Origin of the sequence: Halomonas sp. DP8Y7-3 (genome assembly GCF_019801675.1) — a bacterium.
Taxonomy (GTDB): Bacteria; Pseudomonadota; Gammaproteobacteria; order Pseudomonadales; family Halomonadaceae; genus Halomonas; species Halomonas litopenaei_A.
Genome location: NZ_JAHVIO010000003.1, coordinates 274803 through 292479 on the forward strand (window position 1 = coordinate 274803; position 17677 = coordinate 292479).

General features: G+C 58.4%; 13 protein-coding genes and 1 tRNA gene. 9 read left to right on the forward strand and 5 right to left on the reverse strand.

Going from position 1 to position 17677, the window contains the following annotated elements:
* Positions 1-65: 65 nt before the first annotated feature.
* Positions 66-1619, reverse strand: a complete 1554-nt coding sequence (locus KUV86_RS03540) for a DHA2 family efflux MFS transporter permease subunit (RefSeq protein ID WP_222483568.1) — start codon at positions 1617-1619, stop codon at positions 66-68.
* Positions 1620-1826: 207 nt separating this feature from the next.
* Entirely contained in the window at positions 1827-4031 is a 2205-nt protein-coding gene (locus KUV86_RS03545; RefSeq protein WP_222483569.1) for a TonB-dependent receptor, read from the reverse strand.
* Between the two features lie 269 nt (positions 4032-4300).
* On the opposite strand from KUV86_RS03545, the gene KUV86_RS03550 reads away from it, so the two are divergent.
* Both KUV86_RS03550 and KUV86_RS03555 read left to right on the forward strand, forming a co-directional pair.
* On the forward strand, positions 4301-5341 hold the full coding sequence (locus tag KUV86_RS03550; RefSeq protein WP_222483570.1) for a hypothetical protein: 1041 nt from the start codon (positions 4301-4303) through the stop codon (positions 5339-5341).
* A 435-nt stretch (positions 5342-5776) separates the two neighbouring features.
* Positions 5777-5853: transfer RNA gene (locus KUV86_RS03555), tRNA-Ile, on the forward strand.
* 536 nt (positions 5854-6389) lie between these two features.
* On the opposite strand, the gene KUV86_RS19895 is transcribed toward KUV86_RS03555, so the two are convergent.
* Together KUV86_RS19895 and KUV86_RS03565 are read right to left on the reverse strand one after the other, a co-directional pair.
* The gene (locus tag KUV86_RS19895) at positions 6390-6539 is read right to left on the reverse strand and encodes a type II toxin-antitoxin system RelE/ParE family toxin (RefSeq protein WP_261397528.1); all 150 of its coding nucleotides are present in this window, start codon (positions 6537-6539) and stop codon (positions 6390-6392) included.
* On the reverse strand, positions 6539-6826 hold the full coding sequence (locus KUV86_RS03565; RefSeq protein ID WP_222483571.1) for a CopG family ribbon-helix-helix protein: 288 nt from the start codon (positions 6824-6826) through the stop codon (positions 6539-6541). Before KUV86_RS03565 ends, KUV86_RS19895 begins: the two co-directional genes overlap by 1 nt.
* A gap of 93 nt (positions 6827-6919) precedes the next feature.
* On the opposite strand from KUV86_RS03565, the gene KUV86_RS03570 reads away from it, so the two are divergent.
* The 7 genes from KUV86_RS03570 to KUV86_RS03600 all read left to right on the forward strand — a co-directional run bounded on the left by KUV86_RS03570 (position 6920) and on the right by KUV86_RS03600 (position 16166).
* Positions 6920-7159: a FitA-like ribbon-helix-helix domain-containing protein gene (locus tag KUV86_RS03570; protein WP_222483572.1), complete on the forward strand. Its 240-nt coding sequence runs from the start codon at positions 6920-6922 to the stop codon at positions 7157-7159.
* Entirely contained in the window at positions 7156-7473 is a 318-nt protein-coding gene (locus KUV86_RS19900) for a PIN domain-containing protein (protein WP_224908162.1), read from the forward strand. The genes KUV86_RS03570 and KUV86_RS19900 overlap by 4 nt, the downstream gene beginning before the upstream one ends.
* A 180-nt stretch (positions 7474-7653) precedes the next feature.
* The gene (locus KUV86_RS03580) at positions 7654-9123 is read left to right on the forward strand and encodes a DUF1254 domain-containing protein (protein WP_222483573.1); all 1470 of its coding nucleotides are present in this window, start codon (positions 7654-7656) and stop codon (positions 9121-9123) included.
* Positions 9124-9151: 28 nt separating this feature from the next.
* Positions 9152-10222, forward strand: coding sequence for a DUF1214 domain-containing protein (locus KUV86_RS03585; protein WP_222483574.1), 1071 nt, complete (start codon positions 9152-9154; stop codon positions 10220-10222).
* Positions 10223-10315: 93 nt separating this feature from the next.
* A complete protein-coding gene (locus tag KUV86_RS03590; RefSeq protein ID WP_222483575.1) occupies positions 10316-11086 on the forward strand; it encodes a hypothetical protein in 771 nt (256 codons plus the stop codon).
* A 731-nt stretch (positions 11087-11817) separates the two neighbouring features.
* The gene (locus KUV86_RS03595) at positions 11818-14043 is read left to right on the forward strand and encodes a PAS domain-containing hybrid sensor histidine kinase/response regulator (RefSeq protein WP_222483578.1); all 2226 of its coding nucleotides are present in this window, start codon (positions 11818-11820) and stop codon (positions 14041-14043) included.
* Between the two features lie 47 nt (positions 14044-14090).
* Complete coding sequence (locus tag KUV86_RS03600) at positions 14091-16166, forward strand: PAS domain-containing hybrid sensor histidine kinase/response regulator (RefSeq protein WP_222483580.1); 2076 nt, start codon at positions 14091-14093, stop codon at positions 16164-16166.
* 3 nt (positions 16167-16169) lie between these two features.
* Here the strand turns inward: KUV86_RS03600 and KUV86_RS03605 are convergent, their stop codons facing one another.
* Positions 16170-17609 (reverse strand): WecB/TagA/CpsF family glycosyltransferase, encoded by a 1440-nt coding sequence (locus tag KUV86_RS03605; RefSeq protein ID WP_222483582.1) that lies wholly within the window; start codon positions 17607-17609, stop codon positions 16170-16172.
* Between the last annotated feature and the right edge of the window lie 68 nt (positions 17610-17677).

Consider the following 17677-nt stretch of genomic DNA (forward strand, 5'->3'; position numbering starts at 1 on the left):
GGCGATGGCGCTGGCGGGTGCGATGATGGGCGTAACGTGGGAGAGGGCATCATGGGGTGGATCCGTCACGTAAGCATGTGGGCAGTGTGATGGCGTGTTGCCCGGCCCAGCCGCCAGGCCAGCGGCAGGCACAGCAGGGCGATCAGGGCGAGCGCGGTGAAGGCTTCACTCAGGGCCTGGGCACTGGCGCCAACACTGGCGTCACTTCCGGCGAGCTGGTCGACTCGGGCATCGTAGTAAAGCGACAGCGCCACCAGCCCCAACGATGCGACCAGGCGTCGGGCCATATTGTTCATGGCGGAGGCCTGGGTCATCTCGGCGTCAGGCAGCGCGCGTACGCCGACAGTCGTGGCAGGCAGGTAGCCGCAGGCAAGGCCGATTCCGCGAAGTCCCATCCAGGCCCCGACCAGCCACACCGGCGCAGCCGGTGACATCAGGGCGAGTCCCATCAGGCTGATCGCGGTCACGCCGAGCCCCACCAGCAGACACCATTGGGGCGGGTAGCGGTCGATCATGCGGCCGGCCTGGGGCGAGCACAGTGAGGCGGTAAGGGCGGTGGCCAGAAACACCAGTCCGGTGACGAAAGGACTGGCACCTAGCACCTGCTGCATCCACAGTGGCGTCAGCAGGACGCAGCCAAACAGAATGATCGATTGCAGGCAGGCCAGCACCACGCTCAAGCGGTAGGCCGAGTGGCGAAATAACGACAGTGCCAGCAAAGGTGCCGTGGTACGTTGCTCCACCAGGACAAAGGCCACCAGGCAGGCGATTCCCGCGGTCAGCGGCACCGCCACCGCCACACCAATGGACAGCAGGTCTTCAAGGGTCTCGACCCGTCCCAGAGCAGCAAGCACCGCGCCCATGCCCAAGGTGATCAGCACGAAGCCCGGCAAGTCGAAGCGGCGCTGACGATTGGGCGCTTCACGCCGCAGGCAGCGCCAGCCCAAAGCCAGGCCGAGCAGTGCAAAGGGAAGGTTCATCAGAAACAGCGCACGCCAGTGGGTCAGCTCCAGCAAGAGACCGCCCACCGTGGGACCGATGGCAGGCGCAATCATGACGGCAAAGCCCCATATACCGCTGATTCGGCCCCGCTGCTCAGGCGGGTAGGCGGCAAAGATCAACGCCAGGGACAGCGGGATCATCAGGCCGGCAGCGGTGCCCTGAAGGGCGCGCGCCATGATGATGCCCGACAGGCTGTCGGCCATGGCACCGAGCAGGGACCCCGCCAGAAATCCCGACAGCCCCAGCAAGTAGATCGTGCGGCGGCCGAAGCGGTCGGCCAGGTAGCCGGTGAGGGGCATGCTCATGGCCATGCTGATCATGAACAGTGTGATGACCCAGTTCACCTGGCTGGCGCTGGCCTCGAAGGTCACCATCAGCTCTGCCACCGCGAGGTTGAGCGCACTGTTGTTGAGGCTCACGGTAAAGGTGCCCAGCAGCACGCTGGCCAGTACCCAGGCACCTCCTGGCGTGACCTCGGCGGTATCGTCGCCAGTGGCCCGCGGCGGTGACGCGTCATCACCCAGGGCATCCTGGTTCTCGTCAGCTGTGCCAGCGCGAGAGGACAGCGCGGTGGGCGAGCGAGAAGAAGACGGTGCCGAGGGGCGAAGCGTGGACATGAAGCGTCTCACCGTAGTGATAAAGCGTGAGCATCGAGGGGCGATGATCATGCCATGTCGCAAAGGCAAATGCAATTCATTATCAAATAAGGCGTTGCCGTCAGCAACCGGGGGTGTTGCACGCTGTTGGGCAAACAAAGGCGCCAGACCCAAAGGCCTGGCGCAGGTAATCTGGATGGGTGTCAGGACACAGCCCGATGGTAGGTCTTAGAAATCCATCGTCCAACCCAGGGTAAAGGTGCGTCCCCGACCCTGGTAGTCATACAGGTACTCTGGACCATAGTAGGGAGAGTAGAACATCGCGGCGCGCTGACCCCAGACCGTGGAGTATTCTTCGTCGAGAAGGTTGTCGATGCCAAGGGTCAGGCGGCCGATGTCGATGTCCTGAGCCAGGGCCAGGTCCACCGTGGTATAGCCATCGATTTGACGGTCGTTGTCATCTTCCAGGTTGTGGGCATGGTTGGCCTGCAGGCGCGCGCTGCGACCCGCGGCCATATCGTTCCATCCAACGAAGGCCGTCGCCGATGACAGCGAGGCGTAGCGGGCGTCACGCTTGTTCCACTGTCCGTCGTCGTCTTCCTGTTCCGAGCGGACCAGGTGCAGGGTGCCGCCGACTTCGAAGCCCCCGTCCAGGTAGCGAGTGACAGCAGCTTCAAGACCGTAGTCACGCTTGTTTTCCTCAACCACGCTGACGGACAGGTCTTCGGCGTTTTCCACCGCCTTGTCAGACCACGCATAGTAAAGCGCTGCCTGGGTGCTCCAGTCGGCGTTGTTGAAGCGCCATCCCAGCTCTACCTGATCCGTCTTGATGGCATCCAGCGGGTTGTCGTCGACGCTGACGTCGGCGCTCTTGCCGTAATACTTGGCAGGATCGGGCAGCTCGAAGCCTTGACTGAACTGAATCCAGTTCTGGTGACCATTGCCATAGTCGTACAGCGCGCTGGCATTGAGCAGCGTCGCGTCGTAGTCATTCTCGCCGCCGGGGATGCCATTGAAGTCGTCGACCTCGACATCCATGTGCTGCTGACGAATCCCCGCAGACAGGGTCAGCCCCTCGGTTACCCGCCAATCCCCCTGGGCGAAGCCTGCATAGCCATCCACCTCATAGCTGGGGTAGCGGGGGACCACGTCACTGCGCTGCTGAGTCAGCCCGCCACTGGCGTTGGACGCAGCGATATCAAAGAGCATCTGGTTGGCGTCGAAGGACTCCCGGTCCATGTCGACCCCATAGGTCAGTGACACGCTGTCGCTCAGGTCGGCGTCAAATAACGCCTTGATGCCGCCGAGGTCGGTGTTCTGCTTGGAGGTACGAAACTCGATGCCCTCAGATGTCGCGTAGGGGAAGGCGTTGAAGCTGGCTTCCTCCTCCCGATAGAAGGCCTGCAGGTAGAAGTCCTGGCCCAGCAGGTCAGCGTGATGATACTGCAGGTTGACCATGCGACGGTCGGTCGCCGGGTCCCGGTCCGATGAGTAGCCGTCACGGATCTCGGCACCGTCCAGGTTGCCCAGGGTCAGGTTGGGGAAATACAGGCCACGATCCCCTTCATAGGCGGAGCGGTAGAGCTGAGCCCCTAGCGTCAGCGTCTGTTGTGGCGCCAGCCTGACATCAACGCTGCCCATGATGTCGATGGAGCGATTGTCCTGCAGGTCGGTCTGGGCGATATCCGGGAAGATCTCGTCACCGCGACCGTCGTAGAAACGGCCGTTGTCCTGATACGCCACCGCCAGACGACCTTGAATCTGCTCGTTGCCGCCGCTGATGTCCTGGGCGAGACGAAAATCGGCATCGTCGCTGTCATTGAAGCCGCTGGTCACGCTGGTGGCGGTGGAAAAGTGGCGCCCGGGACCTTCCCCCTTCTTGGTGACGATGTTGATGATGCCGCCGGTGGCACCACCGCCATACAGGCTGCTGGCGCCGGACAGCACCTCTACGCGCTCTATGTTGAAGGGATCAATCGCATCGAACTGGCGCGAGAGACCACGAGAGCTGTTCAGCGAGACCCCGTCGATCAGCACCTGAACGCTACGGCCACGCATGTTCTGGCCGTAGTTGGTGCGCCCCTGAGGGGCCAGGTCCAGACCGGGCACCAGACGACCAAGGGCCGTTTTCAGATCCGCGCCAGTGGCGATCTGGGTATTCAGCTGTTGCTGGTCAACGACCCAGACGGCACCGGGAATCTCACTGATCGATTTGGGCGTCCGCGAGCCGACCACCACCATGGTGTCGGCGGTAACCTCCGCTTGCGTAGTGGTCGCGGCAACGGAAGTGTCGTTTTGTGCCAGGGCCGTAGCAGGTGTTGCCAGGGTCAGCAGCAGCGCTGCGTAGCCGGAGCGGCAGGGCGTTCGCGGTGATGCTGAGTCGCAGGCCAGGGGGAAGCGAATGGCGTGGGAAAGAGGATGTCTGGAGTGCATGAAAGGATCGCTGAATAAGAAACACCGCCGCCATTAGGCGTGTCGGCGAAACAACGCGTGAAAGCCTCTTCGGGCTTCATCGCAACCGGCCAGCAGGCATCGAAGGGGCAGCTGTCGCTGCTGGCGCAAGCAATATAACGAATTGTGGAAATAATGCGAAGCGTTCGTATTAAAGTCTGTGGTTTGTGCAAGTCAAACTCCCCCCCTCGCCGACCAGAGGCACAAGGCGTAGGCTGGATGCCTCTACTACACGACGATCAGGAGGCTTGATGGCACGAGTAAAAATCCTCAAGCAGGGCACGATCCACTGCTTTCCTCCCGGGCTGCGTGACGACCAGGGCGAGCTGGTCAACGCCGAGATTTCTGCGGTGGCCTACGATGGCGAGCGACTGCTGATGGCCAGCGACAAGCCGATCCCCGGTCACGAGCGTTCCGCCGCCTTCAGCCTGCCGTTGACCGCCGATGGTCCCGACGACAACCGCATCGACTACCTGACCCAACAGACCATCAAGGAAGCGGTGAAATATGAAGACTTCGCCCTGACCACCGATGGGCGCCATATGATCGCCACCACCGGCTTTGATCGCATCGACGACGAGACCCACGATCTCAACGCCTATAACCACCTGCTGATCTGGCCCCTTCACGAGCCTGACCGGGTTCAGGTGGTGGACCCCGACCCCCGCGACGGCGTGGAAGGGTCGCTCGAGTTTCGGCGCAAGATGGACGCAGCCGTAGGCGAGCCCTACTACAAGATCGAGGGGCTGGCCGCGATCCCCGGCGAGCGTGGCGATGGCCTGCTGTTGTTCGGCATCCGCGAGCAGGGCAAGGCCCACGATGACTTCGACTATGTGCGTCGGGTCATCGGTGCCCACTACATCATCAACGACAATGACAACCTGGAATTTGTCGATGCCCTGCATGACGTCTTCAGCTTCGACCCCGGCGAGTACGACGGCGTGGACCACGTCTGTGGCCTGTCTAGTCTTGAGTACGATCCCTACCACGGCCAGCTCTACCTGCTGACCAGCTTCGAGACCGAAGAGGGCGACGAAGAGGTCATCGGCGGCTATCTGTGGGTGATGTCGCTGCATGACTTCCGCCAGGGCAGGACACCCACCCTGGTGCGCGACGAGAACGACAGGGTGCTCGAGTTCGAACATAAGGCCGAAGGCCTCGCCGTGCTTGACCGCGAACGTCTGTTCGTCGCCTACGACAACGACCGCAACTACGACCTGCACAGTGTCAGCGAACGCGACGAACGCCGCTGCTGCGAAGCCCCCTACACCCTCCTTGGTCTGGTGCAGTAGACCCGAAGTGGTTCAGGCTCGACACAACGCCACATTGAAGCGAAGCAGAGCGGCACGCGGAGGCGACGACGGGAGAGCCTTGGAGAGCGTCACTCAGCGATAGAGGGCGAAGAGCAATACCGCGTGAGTAGAGATGTGGGAAAAAGGCGCGGGAAGAAAGGACGTGGGAAGAGAGGACGCGGGAAGAAAGGGCGTGGGAAGAAAGGGCGCGGGGAATCGGTGAAAGGAGGAGGGCGCCGCGGGTACGCCAGCGGTACAGCCAGTCGCCAAACCGGTTCTTGAGGCGCCCAAGCGATGATGCGACAAGGGCTGTGATGTGAGGAAGGGCGCAGCCGAAACGCCTCGGAGACCGCCATACTGACCAGTGGCAAGCGTCCACCTGAAACCCGCTGGCCTACGGCCGCCGCATTCGCTATCATACGTCCGCGCTGATAAGGGCCTATAGCTCAGTTGGTTAGAGCAGGGGACTCATAATCCCTTGGTCGTAGGTTCAAGTCCTACTGGGCCCACCATTCAAATCAGCGTCCTAGCCGAATCGGCTAAGTCCTTCCGAGAATTAGGTGTCCGTAACGGCGTTCGTTGTTTCATCCCTGGCGCCCGCCTTAAGCCGGCACGCTATCTTCATCTAGGTAGATCCTCTGGCAGTTGGAAAGCCGTCATCCGCAGGACTGGATGGCCTGCCACCGCCCGCACTTTGCATTCGTTTTCGCACCAAGCGTGACGCCCAGGACTGGGCACGCCGCACCGAAGACGAAATGGTGCGTGATATCTTTGCGTCGCATATCCAGCGCAGCGCCTCGGAGCGCATGACGCTTGAAGCGGCACTCAAGCGCTATCTAGCCGATGTTCCCCCCCCAAGAAGCCCCTAAGCTCTTGTAAAAAGCTCAGAAGTGAATCGCCCGGTCTACTCGACTTATTTTAGAGAAGGCGGCCACTGGCGAGCTGTGTATACCACACTCAGTACACGCACCTGCATCCTCACAATGTCGTAGACCAATAGGTAGCTGGGGTGAACAACCAGCTCTCGGGATCCCGGAACACGGCCAGGTCATCCACTGTCAGGCTGGTCCACCAGCTGTGCCGCCTTCCCTGAAAACAGTTCATCCAACGTCAAGGCTGCCAGCGGGTTCTGAGGTTCTATGTAGTCGTAAATGTCGTCACGATCCTGCATGGCCTCTGGCGTCCAGACCAGCTCCATCAGTTAGACTTCGCCAGACGAGCACGGGTAGCTGCACGGCGGGCAGCAAACCTGGCTTCCACATCGGCGGCAGGTATCAAATTACCAGCGTCTGCCGAGGCCCGTGATTGCTCCACCTTGGCAATCAGCCAGGCATCATAATCCTGCGCTTCCTGCTGCTGCGCTAAATAGTTGCGCATAAAGTCGCGTAGAAGCTGTGCCCCGGTGCGATCGTGAGCCTTGGCCGCATTGGCAAACTCTGCCTTCAGGTTTTCGTCGACCCGAAAGGTGAAGGTAGCATCGCTCACGACACCATTCTCATGTGTTACGCGGTAACTATAGGGTAGCACAAGTAGTATGCTATCCATCCACGCGCATCCGCCATGAGCAGAGAGTCTGGCATGACTTCGATCACGATCCGCAACTTGGATGAGCAGTTGAAGGCTCAGCTTCGCATGCAGGCGGCAAAGCATGGCCATTCCATGGAAGAGGAGGTCCGCATCATTCTACGTAATGCCTTGAACCAGCCTCAGGCAAAGGGGCTGGGGACTCGCATACGTGAGCGATTCGCAGACGCGGGAGGCATCGAACTGGAAGTGCCGTCTAGGTCTGAGCCACGTGATCCGGGCTTCGGCGCATGATTGTTCTCGATACCAACGTGCTATCCGAGCTGATGCGGCCTGTGCCAAACGCCCGGGTTGTCGACTGGCTGGACAGGCAGGATGCTATTTCCGTGACAATTTCCGCTATTACAGTCGCTGAAATTCTCTATGGCATCGAGCGCCTGCCCGACGGTAGGCGAAAACGTGATGATGGGGCACGCTCGGCGGTATATCGTAGCGCAAGATCTTTATGTTTCCGCGTCGTAGCCTTCACCATAATTAAGATGACCGCTCTGCTCTGGATAGAAAGAATCACTGTAATGTTATGTGTCTTTCGCCGCTTAAACTGCTGATATTGATGTATTAAAGTTCGAATCGTCTGGTTCTTATTGTTACATTACACTCCATGAACTGGCTGGTCTAGGACAAGATCAAAACTCTTGACTACGCTGTTTTAGCAATCGCTATTCATAAGCTTTTCGTGCCTATAGGTGCGGAGTGCCACTAGTCTTGCTAAAGCAGAGAAGGGAAAAATGTCTTGGACGTTGAAGCTACTGCTCGGTTCTACTCTCATGACGATGGCTATTTCACCCGCCACCGCTCAAGAAATGGGGCAAGTACCAGCGCCCCAAACTTCTGCAGATGTTCCAATGCCAGTGAAAGGAGCGCCGCTTAGCCCTGAGTATGCCGCAGCAATAGGGCGAACCGCTTATCTATGGGCCTGGCCTCTTGTCAACATGCACAACCGGCAGGCGTTGTTCGCAACGGCTCCTCATCCTGGACTTTTAGGAGGCGTGTTACCGGTCGCCCCTTTGAACCAGGTGAGCATGCTGTCCGACTACCTTCGGCCGGAACAACGCTTTGTCACCTCGCCAAATCAGGATGTGGTGTATGGAGCGGGCTTCCTTGCTCTCGATGAGGATGCCGTGGTCGTGCAAGTACCAGACTTTGGAGACCGGTTCTGGGTCTATCAGGTTGTGGACCAGCGATCTGACTCGTTTGCTGAGTTGGGTCTCCAGTATGGCACTGAGGCGGGGCACTATCTGCTGGTGGGGCCAGAGTGGGATGGAGAGACACCTGAGGGGATCAACGCGGTCTTTCGGTCACAAACCAACCTAGGCGCTGTCTTCCCTCGTATCTTCATGGATGATACTGAGGAAGACCGTCGAGCCATCCAGCCCCTGATTGATCAAGTGATGGCCTATCCGTTGTCTCAATATACCGGTGAGCAGCAGACGACGGACTGGTCTGAGTCTCCCACGATCCCGAACCCGAATGAGGGCGGTGACGGAGAGACACAATGGGTAGACCCAACATCGTTTTTCGAGGTCTTGCCAGAAGTGCTGGCCGAGACCCCACCCCTACCTGGTGAAGAGGCTATCTACGCAACAGTGAATCAATTGCTTGATGCTGCGACAAGAGATCAAGACGTAATGCTTGCGTTGACTCAGGCCGCTGAAGAGACCGAGGCGAGCCTCATCGACCATCTTTTTGAATTTCGAAATAATGGTGTTGACGCTGGTAATGGATGGCGAACCCAGTTGAATGCGGCCCGCTTTGGTTACGACTACTTCCAGCGTACTGCCACCGCCAAAGGTAACATGTTCTCTAATGTACCGAGTGAGACGATGTACTTCGGGGCGGATTTCGACAGCTCCGGCGAGCGACTTGATGGCACCCATGAATATACCGTTACGTTTCAGGGCGACGAATTGCCTCCCGTTGACGGTTTTTGGTCGTTGACGCTCTATAATGAGCAACATTTTTTCTATCCAAATGAACTGAATCGTTATTCACTGGGGACAAAAAACCAATCGCTAGTGATGGGAGATGACGGCAGTCTGACGATTTATGTGCAGTCCGAGAACCCAGGACCACAGCGTGAGGCAAATTGGCTGCCTTCTCCAGATAAGGAATTTTCATTGTATATACGCGCTTATTGGCCCAAGGACGCTATTGTAAATGGGGACTGGGTTCCGCCTTCAATAGAAAAAAACGATTAGGGAAGATATGAAAGGGAGTTTTCTGAACATGAAAAATTGCTGCTTGATACTGTTGTCATCCTCGGTGCTCGCGCTAAGTTCTCCTGCCGTGGCTGATATCGCCGAGGGATTTGACGTTACGACACCGTCGAACTTTGGTGTTCCTGACTATGTTTATAAAATTTCAGAGAGTGACTTTAACTTTAAGCGAAGCCTAGCAAAAGCACCGATAAACGAATGGGCCTATCAAAGTGATCTTAGTCGAGTAGATACCCAGCAAGTGATTCGTGAAAACCAAGACGGTATCTACGCCAGCGCTGTAGTGGATATCAGTGAAGGCGCGACGTTTAGCGTCCCGGACGGGAGTCACTACCAAATTATTCAAGTGATCGATATGCAGAATTATGTCGCAGGAGTGGCGTACGCAGGAGATAGCATTACGATCACGCCGGATGATGTCACTTATGGCGAGCACGTGTATCTGAATATGCGCGTTCCCATTCTGAGTGATGAAGAAGGGGGGATAGAAGAAACCTTGCGCTTACAGAAACTGGCTACTATCGAAGCCAACTCCGCGCAAGCATATGAGTCGCCTGACGTTGTTCTTCCTCTGGAAAAGACGGAGGAAATACGAGCAGCGTTGATCCAAGATGTAAAAGATGGTGCGCTAACTCATACTAAGTCCGTTAATGGCACGCCGTACACCTCACGCCCACAAGACCACTTGTATGGAACCGCCTATGGATGGGGCGGGTTAGGTTTACCTGACGCAGCATACTGGCCCTTCACGAACAAGAGCGAGATTATCGATGGTGACATACAGCCATCGAAAGCCACTTTCACTCCACCAGACATCCAGGAAGAACGTGGTGGCTTCTGGTCTGTGACGATTTACGATGAGGAGGGCTGGCTGGCGAAAGACATCTCTGCGATATCCAACACCCAGGCTGAGCCGAATGAAGATGGAACCTACACGATTAACTTCAATAGTCCTGGCGCGAAGAACAACCTGGAGACATCGACTCCCTTTTCGGCCTTGTTTCGCTTCTACCTTCCAGACTCAAGAGCGTCTGCTGTTGAATATATCGGCGAACATGCAGGTGAGCTAGTCATAGAGTAAGGGATGGCTATCAGTTGACAGCACTTTTTTAAAGCGTTGAGGTGTCTGTAGGGATGCCTCTCGTTTTCCACCGATGTTGACGAGAGGATATGTATGTATAAGGTTGCGAGTGTTATCACGATGGTCTGTCTGTTGGCTTCGTCCGAAGCATACTCCCAAACCGGCGAACAAGATCTCTCGCAAGCGGCTAGTGATCCCACCGCATCGCTTTCTGCCTATCTTTTACAGAATTTTTATACATCTCGTTACCATGGGGCAGGAGGTGTTGATGGAAATAAGGTTCAGTTTCGAATAGCCAAGCCATACACATTGGGCGATACGTCTAATATCTTTAGGCTAACGTTGCCTTATGTCACTGATAATCCTGCAAATGAGACGGGTCTTCTAGACGCTACCGTTTTTAATTTAACGACGTTCAATCGGCAATGGGGGCGCTTTGGTGTAGGAGCTGTCGCTCTTCTGCCTACCGGAAGTGATGAACTCACGACAGACCGTTGGGCACTGGGTCCTGCAGCCGGTTTTGTCGCCCAATCCCACTGGGGCATATGGGGTCTGTTTAATCAGAATTTGGTAGATATAGATGGTGATGCCTCTCGTGACTCGATAAATTTATCCGTCGTCCAGCCCATAGTGAATGTCTCACTTGTCGATAACTGGTCGGTGGGTACTTCCGATATGTCGGTTACCTACGACTGGGATAGCGGTAAGTTTGTTAGCCTTCCGCTTGGCGTTCAAGTGAACAAGCTAATACATGTGGGGGGAGCCCCCGTTCAGCTTGGGCTTAGCTACGAATACAATTTTTATGATGAAGGTATCAGCCCAGAATCGGTTATAGGGTTGACAGGTAAATTACTGGTTCCATGATGTCGTCATCTCGCCTGTCTGGCTGGGCTTGGTCAGTGAGACCCCCACAACTCACGCTTGCTCGCTGGATAGTCGTCCAGAGGGCATAGTCCTATGGATGCGGTATCCTGATTTTTGATTTTTTTTAGAGTGCCTGAAACGAAACAACGTGTACCACCTCCACCGCTGTGTCTCTATTGTTAGCTTTGCTCAATGATTGTCCAAACATAATTGGCGGAACTAAACGCTACGTCCGCTGGGGATGCTGGCTATACACGGAGTCATCGTGGCATCTTGATGGATAGGCGAATAATGAATGCCTTTGTCCTCGTTCAAGTCCTTCTGGCCTCGCCACTCAGATCAGCAACTTGTGATTTTTCCTTAATGTGCGCCAGCGTTCAATCGGATCGCTTGGGTTCCCCCCATGCAGTGGATGCGTCGACGCTATGAATGGATCCATCAACCAGGTCAAGCTCTCGGTAGGTAGAGCCAGTCGCTGTCTTCTCGCTCCGCGCTGTCGTCGCTGGGAAGGGGGCTCGCAGAGGGAGCGCCGTGGCGTTCCTGGCCAGCGCTGCTCTGAAGGTGCCGAAGTGCGGTAGCACCACTTTTCTTTGACGTAGGCTAAACGAGAGCACATGACTAATGTCCGTGCAGCCATGTGCGCAAAATGCCGTTAACATGATTGTTAGTGCACAGGATGTGAGATTGGTAGCTCGTGGCAGTATCGCCGTACTGCGGTAGGGGAGAAGGTCATGCACTTCGGGGAAGCCGGTAGAGCCGACGATATGCTGTGTCGAGTGACACACCAGCCTTTGCTGCTGCTTGATGGTAAAGGGCGGGTCTGTCGTGGCAGTGAGGGCGCGTGGAGGCTATTCGGAGTCTGCGAGTCGGACGTCATCGGACGGCAGTTCAGTGAAATCCTGCCGCGTAGCGAGCCCGTTTCCCAGCATGACGGCGATGCACTGCTGGAAGAGGCCAGGCTCAGCCTCAAGGCCGTGAGCGATTACCGCTCTCGACGCCACAGTGATGGCCGGTTGCTTTGGCTGGACATGCACATCGAATTCCTGTCCGCAGAAGATGGTGTCTCCACTGGTTTCGTGGTCACCATGACGGATGTCAGTGAGCATCACCTCGCCGAGGAGCAGCTTCACGACAGCTTGCGTATGCTCCACGATGCCGAGCAGGCAGCAGGATTGGGTCATTGGCGACTGGACCTCTTGTCCGAGGCGATTACTTGGTCTCCGGGGGTCTACCATATTCACGGTTTTGATCCAGATCAGCAGGTCGAGCTGGAGGAGGCGCTCGATTCCTATATTGCCGAGGACAGGCCTCATATCGAGCAGCTGATCGCAGATGCCATCGCGAGACGCCAAGGGTTTGCCTTTCGCGCTACCCTGCGCCGACCAGATAACACCCTGCGTATGGTCGACGTGAAGGGCAGCGTCGAAGCTGACGACGAGGGGCGCGCCCTTGCTCTATTCGGGGTTATCCATGATCGTACCGCCGAAAATCTGGCCACTCGTCGGCTGATCGATGCGCGTGATGAAGCGGCCAGGGCGGCGGAGGCCAATATGATGCTGCTGGCCACCATGAGTCATGAGATCCGTACCCCTCTGAGTGGCATCATCGGCATGATTGACGCCCAGCTGTCGGGTGATGGCAATGAGGACCGGGAAGTGTCGCTTCGTGCCATGCAAGCGGCTTCGCGCAGCCTGATGGTCTCACTCAACGATGTGCTCGATCACGCTAGGATGACGAGTGGTCGATTCGAACTCGATAGCACGGTCTTCGATATGGCCGAGGTGCTGCACGCCACAGCCGATCTGTTCCAGGCCAGCGCCAAGGACAAACAGCTGTTGCTGGAGCGTGAGGTTCACGGCGCTCTGGGCGTCATCGGTGATCCCGCAAGGCTGCAGCAGATCGTCTCGAATTTTCTCAGCAATGCGATCAAGTTCACCTCAAGTGGTTCAGTTCGGCTGTCGCTCAAGGAGGAGGCCGATGACCGATTGCTGATTGAGGTGAGTGACACAGGGATAGGCATTGCTCCCTCGGTTCAAGAGACTCTGTTTACTCCGTTTCAGCAGGCCGACCGTTCCATCTCGGGTCGCTTTGGGGGTACTGGATTAGGCTTGTCCATCTGCCGCCTGCTGGCAGAAGCCATGGGCGGTACGGTGGGAGTGGAGAGTCAGGTAGGGGTTGGCAGTCGCTTCTGGTTGCGCGTAACACTGGCAAGGACAGATCTTCCCCTGGTCGCACAACCCGATCTGTCACGTGCGGAGGTGCTACCACGCGTCGCGGGACGATCCCCGCATGTGCTGGTGGTGGATGACACTCAGACCAACCGTCTGGTGGCTGAAGGTTGCTTGAGGGCCATCGGCGCAACCACTGAGGAGGCGAGCAATGGTCTCGAGGCTCTTCAGAAGTTGTGTGCGACGACCTTCGATGCGGTGTTGATGGATAGCGCTATGCCGCTCGTTGACGGTGGCACCTGTCTTCGGCTGATGCGCCGACTGCCACATCCCTTCGCGCATGTACCGGTGTTGGGGTATAGCGCCGGATGTGAAGAAGGTGAGGTTGGTGTTCTCCCGGCAGTCGACGGGGTACTGGGCAAGCCACTCGAGCGCGAGCGCTTGCTGAATCTGCTGGCTCCGTTGCTCGAGTGTTGGGCGGGGGATCACGGCGTTGCTGATGTAAGACTTACGTTTGATGCGGCGGCGGCCTTCAGCCGGTGTCTGGACGCGCTGGGCCAAGCGTTGGTCGAGGAAGACAGACAACAGTCGCAGCAAGCCCTCGCAGAGCTGGCTCAGCTGTCGCAGTCGTCTCAACAAGTGGCGCTGCAGCAGTGGGTAGCGTTCATTGAACACTCCCTACAAGAGCTCGACGCTCCTCTGGTGCAGGTGTTGATGCCTTCCATCGAGCAGCTTCTGGTGCGCCTTCAAGAGGCAAATCGCGGCTTGAGTGGAGAGGTTAGCGCATGACCGGTTTCCCTTCAGACGCTGAGACAATCAGACGACTTGAGCGCCGTTTGCGGCGCTCTGAGGCGGCGCGGGAAGAGGCCGAGGCAATACTCGAACGTCGCAGCCGCGAGCTTCTCCAGGCCAACGAGCAGCTGATGCTGCGCGAAAGCGAGCTGCAGCGTCGCCTGGATCGAGACAGCCAGTTCCTGCTGCGCGCACAGCGTACGGCTCGCATTGCCAGCTTTCACCGAGATCGTGGCCGTCGCCTCGCGACCTCGCCAGAATTTCACCACCTGCTGGGGCTAGCTCCCGGGATCAAGCCCGACGAGCAGACGCTTATCAGCCATATTCATCCTCTGGATCGCGACCGGGTTAGACGTCAGGAAGCCGAATTTCATGGGTCGGCCGAACCTGGCATTGAGCATGGATATGAATTTCGCATCCTGCGCCATGGAGAGACGCGCTGGATGCGTTGGAACATCATTCGTGAAGATGATGAACATGGGCGCTTCAAGTCACTGCTTGGCACGGTGCAGGACATTACCGAGCAGCGCGCATCGGATCGACGGGCTCGCGCCTTGGCGCTGATTGCTGACCGTCGGGTTCGTCAGCTGGTGCGCCTGAGCAAAGAGCTTCAGGCAAGTCGACAGGCCGTGGAGGAGGCGTTCTATGCCAAGGCCGACTTCCTGGCGGCCATGAGTCACGATATCCGTACGCCGCTCAACGGGCTTTTAGGCATGATCGATCTGCTGTCGTTGGGCGAGCTGAACGAGGCTCAGGCCGAGCGCCTTGGCATGGCCCGAGAGGCCGCTCATCAGCTGCAACGTCATATCGAGCAGATCGTCGACATGGCTCACGCGGATGACGGTGGGCCCGTGGCATCGGCCCAGCCGGTCGAGCTGCGGCGTTATTTCGACACGCTCCTCCAGTTCTGGCGCTACGGTCATGAGCGTATTGGTCGGCGCCTGCGGCTGGAGCTTGATGGGTCGGTTCCGGAAGTGCTGACGACCGACCCGACCCGCCTGCGCCAACTGATGGACGCTTTTATCGAGCGACTCGGTGAGGGTGAGGCACCAATCAGCCTGCGCGTCACGGTCCAAGGCGACTGCCTCTGTATCGACATCGTCAGCACCGCTACAGGGCAGGTGCTACGCGAACGCAGGGATCGCCGCCGAGCGCTGCTCCAGCGCTGGGCTGCCGCTATCGAGGCAGACATCACGCCCTGCCAGGCTGAGGGTGTGTCAGGGTTCACGCTGCGTCTTCCTCTACGCCAGGAGGTATCTGACGCCCACTACTGTGTGCCAGCGGCTGAGCAGCAACTTCCTGACAGGGTGTTCAATGAGGAGAACAGACCGCGCTTACTGGTAGTGGATGACATCGAGACAAACCGGGTCGTGCTGTGCCAGATGTTGGAGGTGATTGGCTGTGACAGTGATATCGCGTGTGATGGCCGCGAAGCCGTTGACAAGGCGCTCAGCGAGCGCTTCGATGGCGTGCTGATGGATATCCTGATGCCGCGGATGTCGGGTCTCGAGGCTGTTGCCGAACTGAGGCGGCAGCCGGCAGTTGCCGCCTTGCCCGTCGTCGCGATCACCGCACACACCAATCGAGAAGAGCTCGGCGAACTGACGCGCCAGGGATTTTCCGCGGCCCTGGCCAAGCCGGTGAATCGCCAGCAGCTGGCCGCGATTCTGCTGGAGTTGCTGGACGGCGAGCGAAGGCGAGCCGAAGAACACTCCCCGGCTGTCACTGGCTCCTCAGTGACCAGCCTATCGCCGCCTGGCGTCGAAGCCATGCCATCCTCAGCCCCGGCCGTGGACGAGGAACATTTTCGGGCGATCTTCGCGTCACTTTCCCCGGCGCGGCGGCAGATGTTACTTCAGGCGGCGGTCGACGATATTGAGCGCCTCGTGGCGGAGGTGGTGTCGGCTCATCGTCGTGGCGAGCGAGAGCCGCTTCAGCGCGCGGCCCATAGCCTCAAGGGGGTCGCTGGAAATTTCGGCGCTTTCCCTTTGATGGCAACGGTCAACGCGCTTCGCCATGCTGAGGATGAGCGGACAGACGACTTGTTGAAGACCCTCCAGCAGCAGAGCACGGACGCTGTCACCAGCGCCCGCGAACTGTTTCAGTCCCTGTCGACGTAAGCGTCAGTAGGCGCCGCGACTCGTCAATACCGCAGGAATCGTGCGCAGCATCAGCGCCAGATCGTGAAAGAGAGATTTTCGGCCCAGATACTCGATGTCCATGGTCACTTGGCGTTCGAAGGGGATGTCGGCGCGTCCCGATACCTGCCACGTGCAAGTGATGCCCGGCTTGCCCGCCAGACGCTGCCAGCTACTGCCAGCATACGTCACTACCTCGTCGGGCAGTGCGGGGCGGGGCCCGACGAGAGACATGTCGCCGCGCAGTACGTTGACCAGTTGCGGCAGTTCATCCAGCGACGTCTTGCGCAGCCATGCGCCGATTCGCGTGATACGTGGGTCGCGTTTCATCTTGAAACATACGCCATCTCGCTCGCTCTTGGTCAGTAACTCAGCACGGCGGGCCTCGGCGTCCAGCACCATGGACCGGAATTTTAGCATCGTGAACGGTTTGCCTTGGGCGCCGATGCGCTGTTGCGTAAACAGCGCCGGGCCACCATCTTCGCCACGGATAGCCATAGCGATCAGGGCCAATAGGGGCGAGAGCAGTAGCAGAGCGCTGCCGGAGATAGCGATGTCCAGCACGCGCTTGCCGGCAGCATGGACGACGTGGGTAGGACGGTGCGCCGCGAGTCCTTGGCTGATGGCGTGGGCTATGAAGGCGACGTTGCCGAGGAGGTAGCGCCTTGCGAGTCGTCGCGGCTCTTGTGCCAGCCGCCAGGTCCACTCGCAGCCCAGGCGGCGAAACAGGACGGGAGCGCGAGAGACGTTGCCCGCGAAGTAGTCGAACAGACCACCGACGCCAAGCGCCACGGGAACAGCGAGGGTCGCGCGATGCTTGGCGATCCACTGCTCTTGAAGAGGCACACCGAAGCCGACGAACAGCAAGGCGGGTCGGGCTGAGTTGATCTGGTCTAGGACGCACGAGGTCTCTGAGGCGCCGAAGTACCCGTGCTGGGTGCCTGCGATGATCAACCCGGGATGGCGCCGCTGCATTTCCTCGGCAGCGCGGCGGGCGGTTCCGGGACGGCCTCCCAGGAGGTAGATGGGAAGCCCGTGTTTTGCAGCCTGTTCGCACAGCAGCGGGAAGAGGTCCGTGCCATTGAGATTATCGCCGAGGGAGGCACCTGTCAGCCGGGAAGCCATGCGTATACCCGCCCCATCGGGGAGCAACAGATCGGACTGCTGCAGGTGAGCGCGGTACTGGGCGTCGGCTCGGGCGACGTTGACACAGTGGGCGTTGACGAAGTTGACGATGGCGCGACTCGGTTGGGTGGCGAGCGCGATGATGCGAGACACCACCTGAGCGCGAGTAGCGTTCACCAATGGCAGCCCGAAGAGAGTAGTAGTGGCAGGGGCCTCCGGTGTGGGGCAGGCAAAGTCATCAACTCCAGTGTGAGCCGTGCGGATATCGAGATGGCGGATGGTGTCGGTCAGAAGGCTCATGATGGGCTCCAGCGCGTCGTGGTGTGGAATGCCTAATCCATGTCAAGAACCGTGCCAGTTTTTTTATC